The organism is Pseudoduganella sp. LjRoot289, assembly GCF_964252925.1.
In the GTDB taxonomy this organism is placed as follows: domain Bacteria; phylum Pseudomonadota; class Gammaproteobacteria; order Burkholderiales; family Burkholderiaceae_D; genus Rugamonas.
The window spans coordinates 267,308-285,683 of sequence record NZ_CAXUPN020000001.1; the positions used below are offsets into that span (position 1 = coordinate 267,308).

Here is an 18,376-nt window from a genome sequence, read left to right on the forward strand (position 1 = left end):
CTATAAGGCGCCCGGTTTACTGTTATCGATATCCTCTAGTGTTGTATGCGTGCCGCGTAATCAACTGCAAGATTGCTTCGTGGCATCAAATCGACTTCATAGCGATCCCCGCCCAGGCTGCGCACGGTGGCCGCCCCGGCGCGCGGCGGGGTGGCGCTGCTCAGGCGCAGTACGCCCTGGCCATCGGCGGTGGCGATCTCGATGCGCTTGGCGCTGACCCGCAGCGCGATGTCGCCGCGCGGCGTGGGAACGGTGCCTTCCATCCATTCCAGCCCGCCCAGATCGGGCTCCACCGTGTACGCCGCATAGCCTGGCCGGGTCGGCGTCACGCCCAGGTAGTACTTGCCCAGCAGGTAGACCGGGCTGGCGCCCCAGGCGTGGCACAAGCTCATGCCGAAGGCCTTGCCGTACATGGCGTAGCGCTCCACGCCTTTCTGCCTGGGATCGTACTGCTCCCAGAAACAGGTCGCGCCGTCGCGCAGCATGCCGCCCCAGTAGTCCTTGATCTGCCCGGTGACATAGCCATGCTGGCCGCTTTGCGCCAGCGCCGCCAGTTCGTAGAAGCGCATATATGGCGTGGTGATTTTTGCCGCCTTGTCGCCCATCAGCAGGCGCTTGACGGCGGCTTCCTTGGCCGGATCGAGATAGCCCAGCATCAGCGCGAACATGTTCGGATGGCGCGTGACGAGGCGGTTCAGCTGGCCTTGCACGCGGCTGTGGACGAAGGCCTGCTGCCCGGCGTCCCAGAAGGTGGCCATGATTTTCGCCTTCAGCTCATCGGAGATCTGCCGGTAGCCGGCCGCCTTCTGATGGTCGCCGGCGATGTCCGCGCTGCTCGCCATGGCCTCCAGGCTGCGCGCGAACAGCAGCTGGATCACGCTGAGTTCACCATCTTTCGGCATGTCGGCCCAGTCGACGAAGACCCAGTCTCCCGGCAAGCCCTCCAGCATGCCGTTGGCGTTGCGGCGGGCCAGTACGTAGTCCATCAGGCTGACCATGCGCGGATAGATGCTTTTGACGAAAGCCTCGTCGCCGCTGTACAGATAGTATTCCTGCACGCCGATGAACCAGTACAGCGAGTAGTCCAGTATGGTGTTGATGTGCATGTCGACCGGGTCGGCGCCGCGCAGGGCGCGGGTGGTGCGCTTGACGGCGTCGTTGTCGAAGAAGGAGTAGTAGTTCATCAGATAGGTCTGCACCGCGTCGCCGGCCCACAGCCAGTGGTCGCGCTTGATCCCGTCGAGGAAGAATTCGCGCGTGTTCAGTTCCAGCGTGCGGACCGAAACGTCCCAGATGCGGTTCAGCTCCGGGTCCGAGCTCTTGAACTGGCCGCGCCGGGTCAGTGGCAGGTACTCGTACATCAGCGTCACGTCGTCGGCCGTCATGCCCTCGCCGAGCTGGATGTTCACGTAGCGCATGGCGCGCGAACGGTCCGAGGTGAAGTCGCCCCTGCTGTCCGCCACCGTGTAGTGGTCGAGGATTTCGCAGGTCTCGGGCGACTGTGCCTCCTCCAGCGATTCGCCGTAATACAGGCTCACCTTGCCGTGGCCGCGCAGGTTCTTCAGCTTGACGTAGCCTATGGTCTCCTGCCCGAAATCGACGAACAGCGAATGCTTGCCGCGCGCGATGGTCTTGGCAGGGATTTCCCGGGTGGGCAGCTTGTATTGCGACGGCGGCGCCGCCGGCGCATGCAGGTTCCAGCTGGACGCCAGCACGGCTTGCGGACCTTCCGCGCCCGGGTAGGGGCGGGGCCCCACCGCCCAGGAGTCGTCCGAGCGGATGGTCTTGCCCTGCACATGGATGGCGGGCGGCGAGGCCGGGTTGTAGACCTGGATGTTGATGTGGTGCTTGCCGGCCGGGACGGTGATGCGCTGCTGGTCGCCCTGCGCGAACTTGCCGTCGATGGTGACGGCGTGCTTGCCTTCGGCGTGCACCACGATGTCCTCGGGTGCGGCCAGTTCCACGCGCCGTGCGAAGTTGACCTGCGGCTGGTGGCTGTACAGGCGCCAGAAGGGCAGGAAGTAGGCGTCGCGTTCGCTGCGCGTGGCTTGCATCTGGTTGCTCAGCCAGATTTCGAAGTCGCCGGGATACCAGATCCAGCCGGCGCGGTTCTGGGCGGCGGCGATATTGCAGAGCAGGCTCAGCAGCAAGGCGATGACGGTGGTGCTCAGGCGTGGTTTCATGGTCTCGGACTAGAAAAAGGAAGATGCCCGGAGCGCCGGGCGTGCCGCCATTATAAAAGATGTGTTATCGATATCATGCAATCTGGATGCAATAGCCCCAAACACTCATTGCGGTGATCGAAGCGCGGCGGGGGGGCGAATAAGGCGACGGAAAAGGGGCCAGGGTCAAATATTAACGAACGCGCGTTCATTAATATTTGACCCTGGCCCCTTTTTGGAGGTGCTGCGCGGAATTATTCCAGGTTTTGCACCTGCTCGCGCATTTGTTCGATGAGCAGCTTCAGCTCCATCGACGCGTCGGCCAATTCCTTGACGGAGGCCTTGGCGCCCAAGGTGTTCGCTTCGCGGTTCAGTTCCTGCATCATGAAGTCCAGGCGCTTGCCGACCTGGCCGCCTTTTTTCAGGATGTGGCGGGTTTCGGTCAGGTGGGCCGACAGGCGGCCCAGCTCTTCGGCCACGTCGATGCGGATGCCGTACAGGATCACTTCCTGACGGATGCGCTCCATCGCGTCCTGGCGCGATAAACTGGTGTTCGAACCTTGGCAGGCCAGGCCCAGCGCTTCCTGCATGCGCTCGACGGCCTTCTGCTGGAAGGCGGCGACGACCTGGGGGATCAGCGGCGTGATACGCTTGACGATGGCTTCCATCGCTTCGATGCGGGACACCAGCATCGCTTCCAGCGCCGCGCCTTCGCGCTGGCGGCTGGTGACGAAGGCGGCCACGGTGCGCGCGGTCAGTGCGGCGACGTCGGCCTGCAGCGTTTCCTGGCCGATCTGGGCTTCCTCCACCACGCCGGGCCAGCGCAGCAATTCCGCCACGCTCATCACCGGGGCGGCGACGAAATGCTTGCCCACTTCGGCTTGCAGGCGGGCCAGTTCTTCCAGCAGTTGCAGGTTCAGGGCGGTGGCGCCGGCGCCGGCGGCCTTGCGGCCGAAGCTCAGGCGCAGTTCAACCTTGCCGCGGGTGATGGCGGCCATGATGGCGGTGCGCAAATCGGGTTCCAGCGCGCGCAAATCGTCGTTTATTCGAAACTGCAAGTCAAGAAAACGTGAATTGACGCTCTTGATTTCTATGGTCAGTGTCCCGGCCGCGCTTTCACTGGTGGCAACCGCGTAGCCTGTCATGCTGGAAATGCTCAATGGATGTCCCCGATTTAATCTTTACAAAACAGTGATTTATCCACACAATCCGAATGTTGAAGCGAGGAAATCCTATGGCTGCACAGAACAACGCTCCATTGCCGGATGGGCTGGAAATTGCTGGATATCGCATTGTAAAGAAAATTGCGTCTGGTGGGTTCAGTATTGTATATCTGGCCTATGATCCGGAAGGCAACGCGGTGGCGGTGAAGGAGTACCTGCCCAGTGCGCTGGCGCTGCGCCAGCCCGGCGAACTCGTGCCGTCCATAGCGAAAGCCAATCTGCCCGTGTACCGCATCGGTCTGAAATGCTTCTTCGAGGAGGGGCGGGCGCTGGCACGGATCTCGCATCCGAATGTTGTAAGCGTGTTGAATTTCTTCCGCGCCAACGAGACTGTCTACATGGTGATGGCTTACGAGTCTGGCCATTCGCTGCAGGAGCACATCCAGCGGCAGCGCGCCAAGGGCAGCAAACCGGGCGAGGCCTTCATCCGCCAGATCTTCACGCAGGTGCTCAAAGGCCTGCGCGAAGTGCATGCCAACAAGCTGCTGCACCTGGACCTGAAGCCGGCCAACATCTACCTGCGCACCGACGGCACGCCGATGCTGCTCGACTTCGGCGCCGCACGCCAGACCGTCAACAACGACCTGCCCAAGCTGACGCCGATGTACACTCCCGGCTTCGCGCCGCCCGAGCTGTACGTCAAGACCGAGCAGCTGGGGCCGTGGACCGACGTCTACAGCATAGGCGCGTCGATGTTTGCCTGCATGGTCGGTTCGCCGCCGCAACCGGCCGACCAGCGCCGCAAGGAGGATAAAATGGAGGGCCATTTCGCCAAGCTGGACGGCCTGTATACGGCGGAGCTGGTGGCGCTGGTGCGGCGCGCGCTGGCGATCGATCCGCTGGCGCGGCCGCAAAGCCTGTTCGAAATGCAGAAAGTGCTGCAAACTCCGGTGGCGCAGCCTGCGCACGCGGCGCAGCCGGGCGCGCTGGAGCGGCTGGGCGGGCAGGTGCGCGGCCTGCTGGGCCGATTTGGCCGTAAAAAGGAGGGGGCGCAGACTACGCTGCAACCCTGATCACCAAGGAACACCATGCAATTCTCCGTCTACCAGGAAAGCCATCTCGGCGGCCGCAAGGTCAACCAGGACCGCATGGGCTACAGCTTCACGCGCGACGCGCTGCTGCTGGTGCTGGCCGACGGCATGGGCGGGCACTTGCGCGGCGAAGTGGCCGCCAGCATCGCGCTGCAGACCATCTCCACGCTGTTCCAGCAGCAGGCCATGCCCTATGTGAAGAAGCCGGAGCGTTTCCTGGAAGAGGCTTTCATGGCCGCGCACCAGGAGATCCACCGCTACAAGGCGCTGCACAACCTGCCGGAGACGCCGCGCACCACTGTGGTGGCCTGCCTGATCCAGCACAATATCGCGGTGTGGGCGCACTGCGGCGATTCACGCCTGTACTGGATGCGCGGCGGCCAGGTGCTGGCGCGCACGCGCGACCACTCGCACGTGGAAAACCTGATCGCCAAGGGCCTGGTGCCGCCGTCCGAGCGCGCCACCCATCCCGACCGCAACAAGCTGTATAACTGCCTGGGCGCGACCAGCCTGCCGAAGGTGGAGCTGTCGCGCCGCGCCAGCATGCTGCCGGGCGACGTGATGCTGCTGTGCTCCGACGGCCTGTGGTCGGTGCTGGGCGACGCCGACCTGGCGCAGCGCCTGGTCACGCAGACCGTGGTGCGCGCCGTGCCGGAGATGCTGACGGCGGCGGTGGCCATGGCCGGACCGTCGGCCGATAACACCACGGCGCTGGCCATCATGTGGCAGGGCCACTCGGTGGCGGACGGCGCGCCGACCACGGCGGCCGACATGTCCAGTATCATCTCGACCGAACTGCTGCCGGAAGACCAGGTCAACACCACCATCAGCCGGGGCGCGCTCGAAGCCGCGCCGGGGCCGGTGGACGCCTTCGACGACGACGAGATCGAGCGCGCCATTGCGGAAATCCGCGGTGCGATCGAGAAATCCTCCCAATTACTGACACGGAAAGACTGAATAATGACTTTTGAATCCCGCCCGAGCGGCCGCGCCGTCGATGCGCTGCGCGCCATCCGCCTGACGCGCCAGTACACCAGGCATGCCGAAGGATCGGTGCTGATCGAATGCGGCGACACCAAGGTGATCTGCACCGCCAGCATCGAAGAGAAGGTGCCGGGCTTCCTGAAGGGCAAGGGACAGGGCTGGCTGACGGCCGAATACGGCATGCTGCCGCGTTCGACGCACACGCGCATGGACCGCGAAGCGGCGCGCGGCAAGCAAAGCGGCCGCACGCAGGAAATCCAGCGCCTGATCGGGCGCTCGCTGCGCGCCGCCTTCGACCTCGAAGCGTTCGGCGAGCGCACGCTGAACCTGGACTGCGACGTGATCCAGGCCGACGGCGGCACCCGCACGGCATCCATCACCGGCGCCATGGTGGCCGCCTACGACGCGTTCTCCAAGCTGGTCGAGCGCGGCCTGATCCCGGCCGTGCCGGTGAAGAATTTCGTGGCCGCGATTTCGGTCGGCGTCTACAAAGGCATGCCGGTGCTGGACCTGGACTACGTGGAAGACTCGGACTGCGACACCGACATGAACGTGGTGATGACGGACCTGGGCCACTTCATCGAAGTGCAGGGCACGGCCGAAGGCGCCGCATTCGACCGCGCCGGCATGAACCGCTTGCTCGACCTGGCGCAAGGCGGCATCGCCGACCTGGTCAAGCTGCAAAAGCAGGCGCTCGGCCTGGCCATATAACAACGGGCCAGCAAGCTGCCCGAGCCGCACCCGCCGACTCGGCGTCCCCGACTCGGCGTCCCCGACTCGGCGTCCCCGTTATAGTCCAATGCGGCTTGGCCTGCTCTAGCTGCCCAGGCGCTCCTGCAGGAAGTCGACGAAGGCGGCCGTTTTCAGCGCGAGGAAGTCGCGCGCGGGGTAGACGGCGTAGTTCGACGGCCCCGGCGGCAGCGGTAAATGCGCCAGCACCGGCACCAGTTCGCCGCTGGCCAGTTCGTCCTTCACCAGCGGCTGCGGCACTTTGAGGATGCCGGCGCCGCCCACCGCCGCCGTCACCAGCGCGCCGCCGTCGTTCATCTGCAGCGGGCCGTCCACGCGCACCGTGTAGGGGCCGTCCGGCCCCTGGAACATCCATTCGTCATAGACCCGGCTGCCCACCGCGTACAGCAGGCAGGCGTGCGCGCGCAGCTCGTCCACGGTTTGCGGCGCGCCGGCGCGCGCCAGGTAGGACGGCGCGGCCACGATGATGCTGGGGTTGTCGCTCAGCTTGCGCGCGATGAGCGTGGAGTCGACCAGCGCGGAGGTGCGGATCGCCACGTCGATCTGCTCGGCGATCAGGTCGACCATGCGGTCGTCCAGCTGCAGCGCGACCTTCACCTGCGGGTAGCGGGCGGTGAACTCGGCCAGCAGCGGCACCAGCACGCGCCGCCCGGCCATCGAACAGGACACGCGCAGCAGCCCGCGCACCTGCTGCTGGTACTGGCCGCTGAGCTGCTCGATATTGGCCAGCGAGCGCTCGATCTGCTTGGCCTCCTGCAGCACCAGCTCGCCGATCTCGGTCAGTGCCAGGCGCCGCGTGGAGCGCTGGATCAGCCGCGCGCCCAGGTCTTCCTCCAGCCGCGCCAGCTGGCGCGACACGACCGATTTGCCGCAGCGCAGCTGCAAGGCGGCGCCGCTGATGCTGCCGGCCTGCACGATGGCGGCGAAGATGGCGAGGCGTTGGGGATTGAACATGGCGATTGTCCCTGTCTGGTCAACAATGTTATGCCGGATTGGCGGCTTATCAGGCAACTATAAGCGCTCTATACTGAATTCATCAACTTTTAAAGGAATCCAGATGACCACCAACCGCCAGTTCCGCCTCGCCCGCCGTCCCCAGGGCATCGTCCAGCGCAGCGATTTCGACTACGTGGCCGAGCCGCTGCGCGATCCGGTAGAGGGCGAAGTGCTGATCCAGGTGCTGTACGTGTCGCTCGATCCGGCCATGCGCGGCTGGATGAACGCCAGCACCGATTCGTATATGCCGCCGGTCGCCATCGGCGAAGTGATGCGCGCGATCGCCGTGGGCCGCGTGGTGGCGTCCAGACTCGCCGGTTTCGCCGTGGGCGACCATGTGAGCGGCCTGCTGGGTGTGCAGGCCTACGCTTACTCGGACGGCCAACGCCTGAGCAAGGTGAACCCCGCGTTGGCGCCGCTGCCGCTGTATCTGGGCGCGCTGGGCATGCCGGGCCTGACCGCCTATTTCGGCCTGCTGGATGTCGGCCAGCCGAAAGAGGGCGAGACGGTGGTGGTGTCCGGCGCGGCGGGCGCGGTCGGCATGCTGGTGGGCCAGATCGCCAGGATCAAGGGCGCGCGCGTGGTCGGCATCGCCGGCGGCGCCGACAAGTGCCGCTACCTGGTCGAGGAGCTGGGCTTCGACGCCGCCATCGACTACAAGCACGAGGATGTGGCGGCCGCGCTGAAGCGGCACGCGCCGCAGGGCGTCGATGTCTATTTCGACAACGTCGGCGGGGACATCCTGGACGCGGTGCTGCTGCGCCTCGCGCACGGCGCCCGCGTGGTGATCTGCGGCGCCATTTCGCAGTACAACAACATGTCGGCAGTGCAGGGCCCGGCCAACTACCTGCAACTGCTGGTCAAGCGCGCCACGATGAAGGGCGTGATGGTGGCCGACTACTATCCGCGCGCACTGGAAGCGGTCATGGCCATGGGCGGCTGGATACGGGCCGGCCAGCTGAAAACGCGCGAAGACGTCGTCGCAGGCCTGGATACCTTCCCCGAGACTTTCCAGAAGCTGTTTACCGGCGCCAACAACGGCAAGCTGGTGCTGCAGGTGGCCGGCTGAGCCCTGCCCGGTCCGGCCGCGTTTGAAAGGCGGCAGAAAGGGCATACAATGCGGGTACTATGAAAAAATGGTTGTCGCTCCTGGTGGCATGCATCGCGTTTTCGATGTGTCCGGCGTATGCCAGGGATTTGAATGTCGTCTTCATTCCCAAGGCCCGCGACCAGGATTTCTGGACCTTCATGCGGCAGGGCGTGGAACGGGCCGCGCGCGAAGACGGCCATGTCGAGCTGACCTGGCGCGGACCTGCCCACAACGACGACATCGATTCGCAGATCCAGATCCTGCGCATCTACTCCAGGCCCGACGTAGACGCCATCATCATCGCCTCGACCGACCGCGCCAGGCTGGTCGGGCCCGTCAAGCAGGCCGTGGCGCTGGGAATCAAGGTCGTCGTGGTGGACTCTGCGCTGGACGGCAGCGCGCACACCAATTTTGTCGGCACCAATAATTACGCCGCCGGCAAGCTGGCGGCGGAACGCTTGTCCACCCTGCTGAACGGACAGGGCAGGGTGGCCGTGCTGCGCACCATCCCCGGCAGCGGATCGACCGATGACCGGGCCAACGGCTTCCTCGACTACCTGAAGAAATCCGCGCCGCAGCTGGCCGTTGTCGCCGACGAGTACGGCGGCGGCACGCGGGGCAAGGCGGCCCGCAGCGCTGCGGCCCTGCTGGAGAAATTCCCTGCTGTCGACGGCATCTTTGCCGTCAACGAATCGACCACCGACGGCATGCTGCGCGCACTGCGGCAGGCGGGCCTGGCCGGGAAGAAGAAATTCGTCGGCTTCGACACCACGGACTTCCTGCTCGAGGGCCTGCGCAAGCAGGAAATCCACGGCCTGGTGGTGCAGGACCCGCGCCAGATGGGCTATCTGTCGATGAAGGCCGCCGTGGCCGCCGCAAGAGGGGCAGCCATCAAGACTCCGCTCATCCTGACGGATGCGGTCATGGTGACGCGGGAAAACCAGCAGGCGCCGGAGATCCAGGCGCTGCTGATCCCGTAGCGGGGAGCGGGGCGCGCAAAAGGATTACAATGGCGCGCTGTCACCAACGTTACGCCAGATTATCCATGACCCAACGCCTAGTCCTCGCCTCCAATAACGCCGGCAAGCTGAAAGAATTCAACGAGCTGCTGTCCACGGTTGGCTTTTCCGTCCACGCCCAGGGTGAATTCGACGTCCCGGAAGCGGACGAGCCGCATCACACCTTTGTCGAAAATGCACTGGAAAAGGCGCGCCACGCGTCCCGCCTGACCGGCCTGCCGGCGCTGGCCGACGACTCCGGCGTTTGTGTCACCGCGCTGGGCAACGCACCCGGCGTGTATTCCGCGCGCTACGCCGGCGAGCCGAAGTCGGACGCCGCCAACAGCGCCAAGCTGATCGCCGACCTGGCTGCGCACGCCGACAAATCGGCATACTATTACTGCGTGCTGGTGTTCGTGCGCCATGCCGACGATCCGCAGCCGGTGATCGCGGACGGCCGCTGGAACGGCGAGATCATCGCCGAGGCGCGCGGCAGTGGCGGCTTCGGCTACGACCCGCATTTCTTCATCCCCGCGCTCGGCAAGTGCGCAGCCGAGCTGTCGGCCGACGAGAAGAACAAGCTGTCCCATCGCGGCCAGGCCCTGCGCGCACTGGTGGAAAAACTGAAATGATCCCGATCAAGGTGGTCGGCGCCAAGCCGGCAGCATCCGCTCCTCCAGCCACGGCTGCGGGCTCCAACAACGAGAGCGCCGCCAGCAGCGCGCTGCACTACCTGCAGCCGGGTGCGCTGAATCTGACCGCGCTGCCGCCGCTGTCGCTGTACATCCATTTTCCGTGGTGCGTGCGCAAGTGCCCGTACTGCGACTTCAATTCGCATGAGGCGAAGGGCGGCGGCTTCCCCGAAGAGGAGTACCTCGCCTCCTTGCGCAGCGACCTGGAAATGGCGCTGCCGCTGATCTGGGGCCGCAGGATCCACACCATCTTCATCGGCGGCGGCACGCCCAGCCTGATGTCGGCGGCGGGCCTGGACCGGCTGCTGTCGGACGTGCGCACACTGCTGCCGATGGACGCGGACACCGAGATCACGATGGAGGCCAACCCCGGCACCTTCGAAGCGGAGAAGTTCAAGTCCTACCGCGCCAGCGGCATCAACCGCCTGTCGATCGGCATCCAGAGCTTCAACGCCGAGCACCTGAAGGCATTGGGGCGCATCCACGACGACGGCGAAGCTCGCCGCGCGGTGGAGATCGCGCTGGCGAACTTCGACAATTTCAACCTGGACCTGATGTACGCGCTGCCGACGCAGACGCTGGAGCAGGCCCGCTCGGACATCGAAACGGCGATGTCCTTCCAGCCGCCGCATTTGTCGCTCTACCATTTGACGATGGAGCCGAACACGCTGTTCGCCAAGTACCCGCCGGCGCTGCCGGACGACGACGCCAGCGCGGACATGCAGGACATGATCGCCGAGATGACCGCCGCCCGCGGCTACGGCCAGTACGAGGTGTCGGCGTACGCGCAGCCGGGCCACCGCGCCAGGCACAATCTGAACTACTGGAACTTCGGCGACTACCTCGGCATCGGCGCGGGCGCGCATTCGAAGATCTCCTTCCCGCACCGCATACTGCGCCAGGCGCGCTACAAACAGCCCAAGGCCTATATGGATGCGGTCAAGGCGGGCAAGCCGGTGCAGGAGGAGGCCGAGATCGGACGCGACGAGATGGGTTTCGAGTTCATGCTCAACACCTTGCGCCTGCATGAAGGCTTCTCTCCCAATCTGTTCGCCGAACGCACCGGCCTGGCGATCAGCGCGATCGACAAGCAGCTTAACGCGGCCGAGGCCAGGGGCCTGCTGTACCGCGACCACGCTCTGATCAAGCCGACCGAACTTGGGCAACGCTTCCTGAACGACTTGCAGCAGATGTTCCTCGGCGGCTGATCCGCCGCCTTTCTAGGCGAACGAGGCGGTTTGCGCCAGGTCCGGTTTTTCGGCCCAGCGCGCGAACGCCTCGGCCATGCGTTCGCTCTCGGCGATCGCACGTGTCCAGTCGCGGATGCGGGTATCGTGGTTCTGGCCGTAGAACTTGAAGTCGGCGCGGTCCGGCATTTTCCCGTTCGGCAGCCTGGCCAGGAATTCCCTCGACGGCGACACCAGAATGACGTTTTCCAGCGCAGCGTCGCGCGCGCGGCGCCACGGCATGGATTTGTCCAGCCAGCCGGGCACGATGTAGTCGCTGAAGTGCGGGTACAGAACCAGGCCCGGGTCGCGCTGGTAGGGCAGGTGCAGGTGGTAATCGATCAAGCCGCCGTCCCAGTAGGCGCCGGCCGGCGCGCCGGCGATGCCGGACACCGCCTGCAGCACCATCGGTATCGAGCCGGACGCCAGCAGCGCGTCGCGCAGATTGTGCCCGGACAAATCGACGAAGCGCGCCGCGAAGGCGTCGAACTCCTGCCGCAGCCAGTCTTGGCCGTCGCGCGCGTCGTGGAAGATTACGCGTTCCATGGCGCCGGCCAGGCGGCTGCGCGAGACGGCGTTGCCGGCCGCGGCGCGCAGAAAGCCCGCCAGTTCTCGCCAGCGGTTGCCGGCCACCTGCGCGAGCGGGCCGACGCCGCGCGCCGTGATGATGGCGAGCCGGTAGTGCGGGTTGTCGAGCGCTTCCGCGCCGCGCCCGTCGAGCACTTCGTCGAGCAGGGTGCGGCAGGTGTTGCTGACGTAGGCCGCGTCCACCTTGGCCGGATAACGCTGATGCGAATACAGGTGGGCCAGGCGCTTGTGCGCCGCGTCCGGATCGTCGAAGGCGGCGGCGGCCATGCGCCAGGCGCCGATGGAGGCGCCGATCAAGCGCCGCTGGCGTGGCGACTGTTTCAGGAAGTCGCCGAACAGCCAGCGGTCCAGCCCATGCAGGATCAGGCCTTTCGGCCCGCCCGCCGCCGCGGGGATGATGGCGACGTCAGCGGCCTGCATCCCCTCGGCGGCGATGCGCCGGCGCGCGCGCTGGCCGAGGCGGATGGTGATCGGAGACGGCATTATTTCAGGCCGCCTCCCAGCGCGCGGTACAGGTCGATGGCGCTGGTGGTGCGCAGCAGGCGCGCTTGCACCAGCGACTGCTCGGCGCTGAACAGCTCGCGCTGCGCGTCGAGCACGTCGAGCGAGCTGGCGACGCCGTTCTCGAAGCGCAGTTGCAACAGCTTCAGACGGTCCGCCTGGGCGTCCTGCACGGCGCGCTGCGCAGCCACCTGGTCGCCCAGATAGGTGCGCGCGGCCAGCGCATCGGCCACTTCGCGGAAGGCGACCTGGATGGTCTTCTCGTAGTCGGCCACCGCGATGTTCTTGCGCACTTCGCTCAGGTTCAGGTTGGCGCGGTTGCGGCCCGCGTCGAAGATGGGCTGCACCAGTTGCGGCACGAAGGACCAGCTGCCGGTGCCGCCGTCGAACAGGCCGGAGAAGTCCGGGCTGCTGCTGCCGATGGCCGCCGTCAGGCTGATGCGGGGGAAGAAGGCCGCGCGCGCGGCGCCGATGTTGGCGTTGGCCGCCTTCAGGCGCTGCTCTGCGGCGCGGATGTCGGGACGGCGCGCCAGCAGTTCGGAGGGCAGGCCTTCAGGCAGCGCGCTCATGGCGTCGATGGCGGCGTCGCTGGCGGCCGCGGGGCCTGCCATGGCGCCGTGCATGCGGTCCGCCGCAGCGCCCGTCGCTGCCCCCGGCACCGCGCCGGGAGCGGAAACCGGCGCAGTGCCGGGCGCAGCGCTTGCCGTGGCAGGAAGCGGGGTCTGCGCTGGCGCGGTGGCGCCGGACGGGCCCTGGCCCACCAGCAGCGTCAGCGCGTTCTCGGCCTGCGCGCGCTGGCGTGCCAGCGTCAGCGCGGCCACGCGCGCCGTTTCCATCAGCGTTTCGTTCGAGCGCAGGTCCAGGCGCGACGAGGCGCCCGCGTCCAGGCGCTGCCGCGTGAGCTTGTAAGTGCGTTCGCGCGCCTCGAAGGTCTGCCGCGCCAGCGCGTACTGCTCGGCGTAGGCGCGTTCGGTGAAGTAGGCTTTCGCCACTTCGGCCACCACGCTGATCTGCGCCGCCTGGCGCGCCTCGTCGCTGGCCAGGTAGGTGGCGAGGGCGGCCTCGTTCAGGCTTTTCACGCGGCCGAAGAAATCGAGCTCGAAGGCCGAAATCGCCAGCCCCGCATCGTAGTGGCGCGTGATGACGGCCTGGCCGCTGGGCGACACCGCTGCGGGGGTCTTGGCGCGCGTGCCGCTCAGCGACGCGCCCACGTTCGGCAGGCGGTCGGCCGACTGGATGTTGTAGGCCGCGCGCGCTTCCTCGATGCGCAGGGCCGCGGTGCGCAGGTCGCGGTTGTATTCGAGCGCGGCGGCGATCAGCTGTTGCAGGCGCGCGTCGGTGAAGTACTCGCGCCAGCCGGTGTCGGTGGCGGACTTGGGCACGGCGGCGCCGCTGGCCGCAGGCGAGCCGCTTGCGGTCGGGGCCCCGGTAGTCTGCGGGTAGGCTGGATAGGCCGGGGCCACGGGCGCTTCGGGGCGCTGGTAGGTCGGGGCCATGGAGCAGCCTCCCAGCAGCAGCGCCGCTGCCACGGCGGCGGCGAGCGCTTGCCGCGCGGCCGCCTTGCCGTGCGCGGGCGGCAGGCCGCGGGATGCCGGCTGGCCGGATTGCCGGCCGGATTGCTGGCCGAATTGTTGGCTGAATTGTTGGCCGGGTTGTTGGCCCGATTCCTGGTCGAATTTCATCATGCTTTTTTCTCCGGAAGGTCGAGTTCATGCGCGGCCAGGCGGCGCTGGCGTTCGCTTCCCTTGAATATCTTGCGTATCACGACAAAGAACACAGGCACGAGGAACACCGCCAGCACCGTGGCGGTAATCATGCCGCCCATCACACCGGTGCCGATGGCGCGCTGGCTGGCCGAGCCAGCGCCGGAGGCGACCACCAGCGGTAGCACGCCGAGGATGAAGGCCAGCGAGGTCATGATGATGGGGCGGAAGCGCAGGTGCACCGCTTCCAGCGTGGCTTCGACCAGGCCCTTGCCCTGCGCCTGCAAGTCCTTGGCGAACTCGATGATCAGGATCGCGTTCTTCGCCGACAGGCCGATGATGGCGATCAGGCCCACCTTGAAGTACACGTCGTTGGGCAAGCCGCGTATGGTCGCGCCCAGCAGCGCGCCGAGGATACCGAGCGGCACCACCAGCAGCACGGCGATCGGGATCGATTCGCTTTCATACAGCGCGGCCAGCACCAGGAAGGCGGCCAGCATGGACAGCGCAAACAGCGCTGGGGCTTGCGAGCCGGAGGTTTTCTCTTCCAGCGACTGGCCGGTCCATTCGATGCCGAAGCCGGGCGGCAGCTGCTGCGCCAGGCGTTCCAGCTCGTCCATCGCCTCGCCGGTGCTGCGGCCGGCGGCCGCGTCGCCGCTCAGTTTGATGGCGGGATAGCCGTTGTAGCGCACCAGCTGCACCGGACCGTTGATCCAGCGCGAGCTGGCGAAGGACGACAGCGGCACCATGGAGCCGGACGCGGAGCGCACGTTCAGGCGCAGCATGTCTTCCGGCTGCAGGCGTTGCGGCGCGTCGGCCTGCACCACCACGCGTTGCTGGCGTCCGGCGCTGGTGAAGTCGTTCACGTAGCTGGAGCCGAATGCCACGGACATGGCGTTGTTGATGTCGGCGAAGGCCACGCCCAGGGCGTTGGCCTTGTCGCGGTCGATGTCGATCTGCAGTTGCGGCGCGTCTTCCAGGCCCTCGGGACGCACGCCCTTCAGCACGGCGCTCTTGGCCGCGAGCCCCAGCAACTGGTTGCGCGCAGCCACCAGCGCCGCGTGGCCTTGCGAGCTGCGGTCCTGCAGGCGCGCCGTGATGCCGGTCGCGTTGCCCAGTTCGCGGATGGGAGGAGGGCTGAGCGCGAACACCGAGGCGTCGGTGATGCCGGACAGCGCGCCGAAAGCGCGGCCGGCGATCTTGTCGGCCGAGTCCTGCGCTCCACGCTCGCTCCAGTCCTTCAGCGGCACGAACACCAGGCCCGCGTTCTGGCCGTTGCCGGAGAAACTGAAACCGGCCACCGCGATGGTGCGCGCCACGCCGGGCTGCTTGCCCAGGTAGTCCTCGACCTTGGTCAGCACGGCTTCGGTGCGGCTCTTGGAGGCGCCGGCCGGCAACTGCACATTGGCGATGATGTAGCCCTGGTCCTCGTTCGGCAGGAAGGACGACGGCAGGCGCGCGTACAGCCAGCCCACCACGGCGCAGATCAGCAGGAAGATGATCATGTAGCGGCCGGTGCGGGTCAGTATCCTGGCGATGGTGCCCTGGTAGCCGGTGGCGGTGCGCGCGAAGGCGCGGTTGAACCAGCCGAAGAAGCCGCGCTTCTCGTGATGGTGGCCGGCTTCCACCGGCTTCAAGATCGTCGCGCACAGCGCCGGCGTCAAGGTCAGCGCCATCAGCGCGGAGAACACCATGGCCGACACCATCGACAGCGAGAACTGGCGGTAGATGGCGCCCACCGCGCCGCCGAAGAAGGCCATCGGGATGAACACGGCGATCAGCACCAGCGTGATGCCGATGATGGCGCCGGTGATCTGCGACATGGCCTTGCGCGTCGCGTCGCGCGGCGACAGGCCTTCCTCGCTCATGATGCGCTCGACGTTCTCCACCACCACGATGGCGTCGTCGACCAGGATGCCGATCGCCAGCACCATGCCGAACATGGTCAGCACATTGATCGAAAATCCGGCCACCTGCATCACGGCGAAGGTGCCCAGCAGGGCCACCGGCACCACGATGGTGGGGATCAGCGTGTAGCGGAAGTTCTGCAGGAAGATGTACATCACGATGAACACCAGCAGCACCGCCTCGAGCAGCGTCTTGACCACTTCCTCGATCGAGATCTTGACGAACAGCGAGGTGTCGTAGGGAACGGTGTAGGTCAGGCCGGGCGGGAAGAACTTGGACAGCTCCTCCATCTTGTTGCGCACCAGGTTGGCGGTGGCCAGCGCGTTGCCGGTCAGCGACTGCTGCACGGCGATGGCGACGAAGGGCTTGCCGTTCAGGCGCGCGCTGATGTTGAAGTTGGCGCCGGCCATTTCGATGCGGGCGACGTCCGACAGGCGCACGGTGGCGCCGGTGCCGCTGGCGCGCAGCACGACCTTGCCGAATTCCTCGGGCGAGGTGAGCTGGCCCTGCACCACCACCGGCGCGGAATAGGTCTGGTAGCGCGGCGCAGGCAGGTCGCCCAGCGTGCCGGCGGTCACTTGCGCGTTCTGGCCGCGTATGGCGGCGGTGACGTCGGCCATGCTCAGTTTGTAGCCGACCAGCTTGGCCGGATCAACCCAGATGCGCATCGCCCGTTCGGTGCCGAACAATTGGGCCTGGCCCACGCCCGGCAGGCGCTTGATCTCGTTGACCACGTTGCGCGCCAGGTAGTCGCCGATGGCGGCCGGGTCCATCGAGCCGTCGTTGGAGGACGCGCCGACGAACATCAGGATGTTGGAGCGCGCCTTGTTGACCTGCACGCCCTGCTGCGTGACCGCCTGCGGCAAACGCGATTCGACGCGCTTGATGCGGTTCTGAACGTCCACGGCGGCCAGGTCCGGGTTGGTGCCCGGCTGGAAGGTGACGGTGATGGTGACCGAGCCATTGGCTTCGCTCTGCGACTCGACATACTGCAAGCCGTCGGCACCGTTCATTTCCTGTTCGAGCACGCTGGTGACGGCGTCGTCCAGCACCTGGGCGGTGGCGCCCGGGTAGGTGGCGCTGATGACGATGGACGGCGGCGCGATGGTGGGGTACTGCGCCACCGGCAGCGTGGTAATCGCCAGCGCGCCACCGAGCAGGATGAACAGGGCGATCACCCACGCGAAGACGGGGCGGTCGATGAAGAATTTTGCCATCGGAGCTCCCGGTTATTTCGCAGCCGCGGCGGCGGCGGGGGCAGGGGCAACTGCGGGCGCTGCAGCCGGAGCCGCCGTTGCCGGAGCCTGAGCGCTTGCCTGAGCGGGAGTTGCCGGCGCTGCCGGCGCGCCGCCCGGCGCGGCCTCCACCGGGCCTTTCCACGCCGTCGGATTGACGGTGCCGCCCGGCTTGGTCTTCTGGAAGCCTTCCACGATGACGCGCTCGCCGCCTTTCAGGCCGGAGCTGACGATCCAGCTACCGTTCTGCGCGGCGTCGGCCTTGACCGGCACCGAGGCGACCTTGTTGTCGGCGCCGACCACCAATACGGTGGAACCTTCCGGACCGCGCACGACGGCTTGCTGCGGCACTTGCAGCGCGGCTTCGTTGACGGCCTGTTCCAGGCGCGCGCGCACATACATGCCAGGCAGCAGGGTGCGGTTCGGATTCGGGAATTCGGCGCGCATTGCCACCGAGCCGGTGGTCTCGTCGACCGCCACGTCCGCGAACAGCAGCTTGCCGGACTGCGGATAGGGCTGGCCGTCCTCGGTCACCAGCGTCACCTTGGCGGCGCCGTTGCCGGCGCCCTTCAATTTGCCGGCCGCCAGCGCGCGCTGCAGGCGCAGCACGTCGGTGGACGACTGGGTGATGGTGACGTAGATCGGGTCCAGCGTCTGCACCGTGGCCATCGGCGTCGCCTCGCCCTGGCCGACCAGCGCGCCCTCGGTCACCAGCGCGCGTCCCACGCGGCCGGAGATGGGCGCCGTCACCGTGGCGTAGCCCAGCGTCAGGCCGGCGGTGGTGCGGGCGGCGCGGGTGGTGGCCAGGTCGGCGGCCGCCTGTTTCTGCGCCGTCACGGCGTCGTCGTATTCCTGGTTGCTGACGGCTTGTGCGGCCAGCAGCGGCTTGTAGCGCTTCACTTTGAGTTCGGCCTGCGCCAGGTTCGCTTCGGCCTTCGCCACAGCCGCCTGCGCGCTGTCGTAGGAGGCCTGGAACTGGGCCGGGTCGATGCGGAACAGGACTTCGCCGGCCTTCACGTCCGAGCCTTCCTTGTACACCCGCTGCAGCACGATGCCCGGCGTACGCGCGCGCACCTGCGCCACGCGAGACGCTTCGAGGCGGCCCGGCAGCTCGGTGGACAGGGTGACGGTGGCGGGGGCGACGGTGTAGACGGCGACCTGGGGCGGCGGCGGCGGCCCGCCGGCCTTGTCGTCCTTCTTTCCGCAAGCAGCCAAAATGGACAAGGAAATAATCGCGGCGGCGACAGGAGTGCAGCGAGGGACTGATCTCATAGATGTCTCAAGTGAAG

The 18,376-nt window shown here is 66.7% G+C and carries 14 protein-coding genes; 7 read left to right on the forward strand and 7 right to left on the reverse strand.

Annotation, left to right across the window (positions count from 1 at the left end):
- Positions 1–35: 35 nt before the first annotated feature.
- Both ACSQ8Y_RS01150 and ACSQ8Y_RS01155 read right to left on the reverse strand, forming a co-directional pair.
- Positions 36–2,183, reverse strand: coding sequence for an MGH1-like glycoside hydrolase domain-containing protein (locus tag ACSQ8Y_RS01150; RefSeq protein WP_436264638.1), 2,148 nt, complete (start codon positions 2,181–2,183; stop codon positions 36–38).
- 233 nt (positions 2,184–2,416) lie between these two features.
- Positions 2,417–3,307, reverse strand: coding sequence for a YicC/YloC family endoribonuclease (locus tag ACSQ8Y_RS01155; protein WP_436269722.1), 891 nt, complete (start codon positions 3,305–3,307; stop codon positions 2,417–2,419).
- 89 nt (positions 3,308–3,396) lie between these two features.
- Between ACSQ8Y_RS01155 and ACSQ8Y_RS01160 the strand changes: the two genes are divergently transcribed.
- From ACSQ8Y_RS01160 to rph, 3 genes are read left to right on the forward strand one after another with little or no spacing between them, the layout of a single operon-like run.
- Entirely contained in the window at positions 3,397–4,398 is a 1,002-nt protein-coding gene (locus tag ACSQ8Y_RS01160) for a serine/threonine protein kinase (protein WP_436264639.1), read from the forward strand.
- Positions 4,399–4,413: 15 nt separating this feature from the next.
- A complete protein-coding gene (locus ACSQ8Y_RS01165) occupies positions 4,414–5,373 on the forward strand; it encodes a PP2C family protein-serine/threonine phosphatase (RefSeq protein ID WP_436264640.1) in 960 nt (319 codons plus the stop codon).
- 3 nt (positions 5,374–5,376) lie between these two features.
- Positions 5,377–6,111: a ribonuclease PH gene (gene rph / locus ACSQ8Y_RS01170; protein WP_436264641.1), complete on the forward strand. Its 735-nt coding sequence runs from the start codon at positions 5,377–5,379 to the stop codon at positions 6,109–6,111.
- Between the two features lie 105 nt (positions 6,112–6,216).
- Here the strand turns inward: rph and ACSQ8Y_RS01175 are convergent, their stop codons facing one another.
- Positions 6,217–7,104 carry a LysR substrate-binding domain-containing protein gene (locus ACSQ8Y_RS01175; protein ID WP_436264642.1) on the reverse strand — a complete coding sequence of 296 codons (888 nt, stop codon included), beginning with the start codon at positions 7,102–7,104 and terminating at the stop codon, positions 6,217–6,219.
- A gap of 103 nt (positions 7,105–7,207) precedes the next feature.
- Here ACSQ8Y_RS01175 and ACSQ8Y_RS01180 point away from each other — a divergent pair, with 103 nt between their 5' ends.
- The 4 genes from ACSQ8Y_RS01180 (at position 7,208) to hemW (ending at position 11,134) form a co-directional block, all read left to right on the forward strand.
- Entirely contained in the window at positions 7,208–8,215 is a 1,008-nt protein-coding gene (locus ACSQ8Y_RS01180) for an NADP-dependent oxidoreductase (RefSeq protein WP_436264643.1), read from the forward strand.
- A 59-nt stretch (positions 8,216–8,274) separates the two neighbouring features.
- On the forward strand, positions 8,275–9,216 hold the full coding sequence (locus ACSQ8Y_RS01185; RefSeq protein WP_436264644.1) for an ABC transporter substrate-binding protein: 942 nt from the start codon (positions 8,275–8,277) through the stop codon (positions 9,214–9,216).
- A gap of 65 nt (positions 9,217–9,281) precedes the next feature.
- Positions 9,282–9,866 carry an RdgB/HAM1 family non-canonical purine NTP pyrophosphatase gene (gene rdgB / locus ACSQ8Y_RS01190; RefSeq protein WP_436264645.1) on the forward strand — a complete coding sequence of 195 codons (585 nt, stop codon included), beginning with the start codon at positions 9,282–9,284 and terminating at the stop codon, positions 9,864–9,866.
- Positions 9,863–11,134 (forward strand): radical SAM family heme chaperone HemW, encoded by a 1,272-nt coding sequence (gene hemW, locus ACSQ8Y_RS01195; RefSeq protein WP_436264646.1) that lies wholly within the window; start codon positions 9,863–9,865, stop codon positions 11,132–11,134. The genes rdgB and hemW overlap by 4 nt, the downstream gene beginning before the upstream one ends.
- Before the next feature lie 12 nt (positions 11,135–11,146).
- On the opposite strand, the gene ACSQ8Y_RS01200 is transcribed toward hemW, so the two are convergent.
- From ACSQ8Y_RS01200 to ACSQ8Y_RS01215, 4 genes are all read right to left on the reverse strand, one after another.
- Entirely contained in the window at positions 11,147–12,223 is a 1,077-nt protein-coding gene (locus tag ACSQ8Y_RS01200; protein WP_436264647.1) for a patatin-like phospholipase family protein, read from the reverse strand.
- Positions 12,223–13,737, reverse strand: coding sequence for an efflux transporter outer membrane subunit (locus ACSQ8Y_RS01205; RefSeq protein WP_436269723.1), 1,515 nt, complete (start codon positions 13,735–13,737; stop codon positions 12,223–12,225). The genes ACSQ8Y_RS01200 and ACSQ8Y_RS01205 overlap by 1 nt, the downstream gene beginning before the upstream one ends.
- A gap of 185 nt (positions 13,738–13,922) precedes the next feature.
- Entirely contained in the window at positions 13,923–17,069 is a 3,147-nt protein-coding gene (locus tag ACSQ8Y_RS01210) for an efflux RND transporter permease subunit (protein ID WP_436264648.1), read from the reverse strand.
- 12 nt (positions 17,070–17,081) lie between these two features.
- Positions 17,082–18,359, reverse strand: a complete 1,278-nt coding sequence (locus tag ACSQ8Y_RS01215; protein ID WP_436264649.1) for an efflux RND transporter periplasmic adaptor subunit — start codon at positions 18,357–18,359, stop codon at positions 17,082–17,084.
- Positions 18,360–18,376 lie beyond the last annotated feature (17 nt).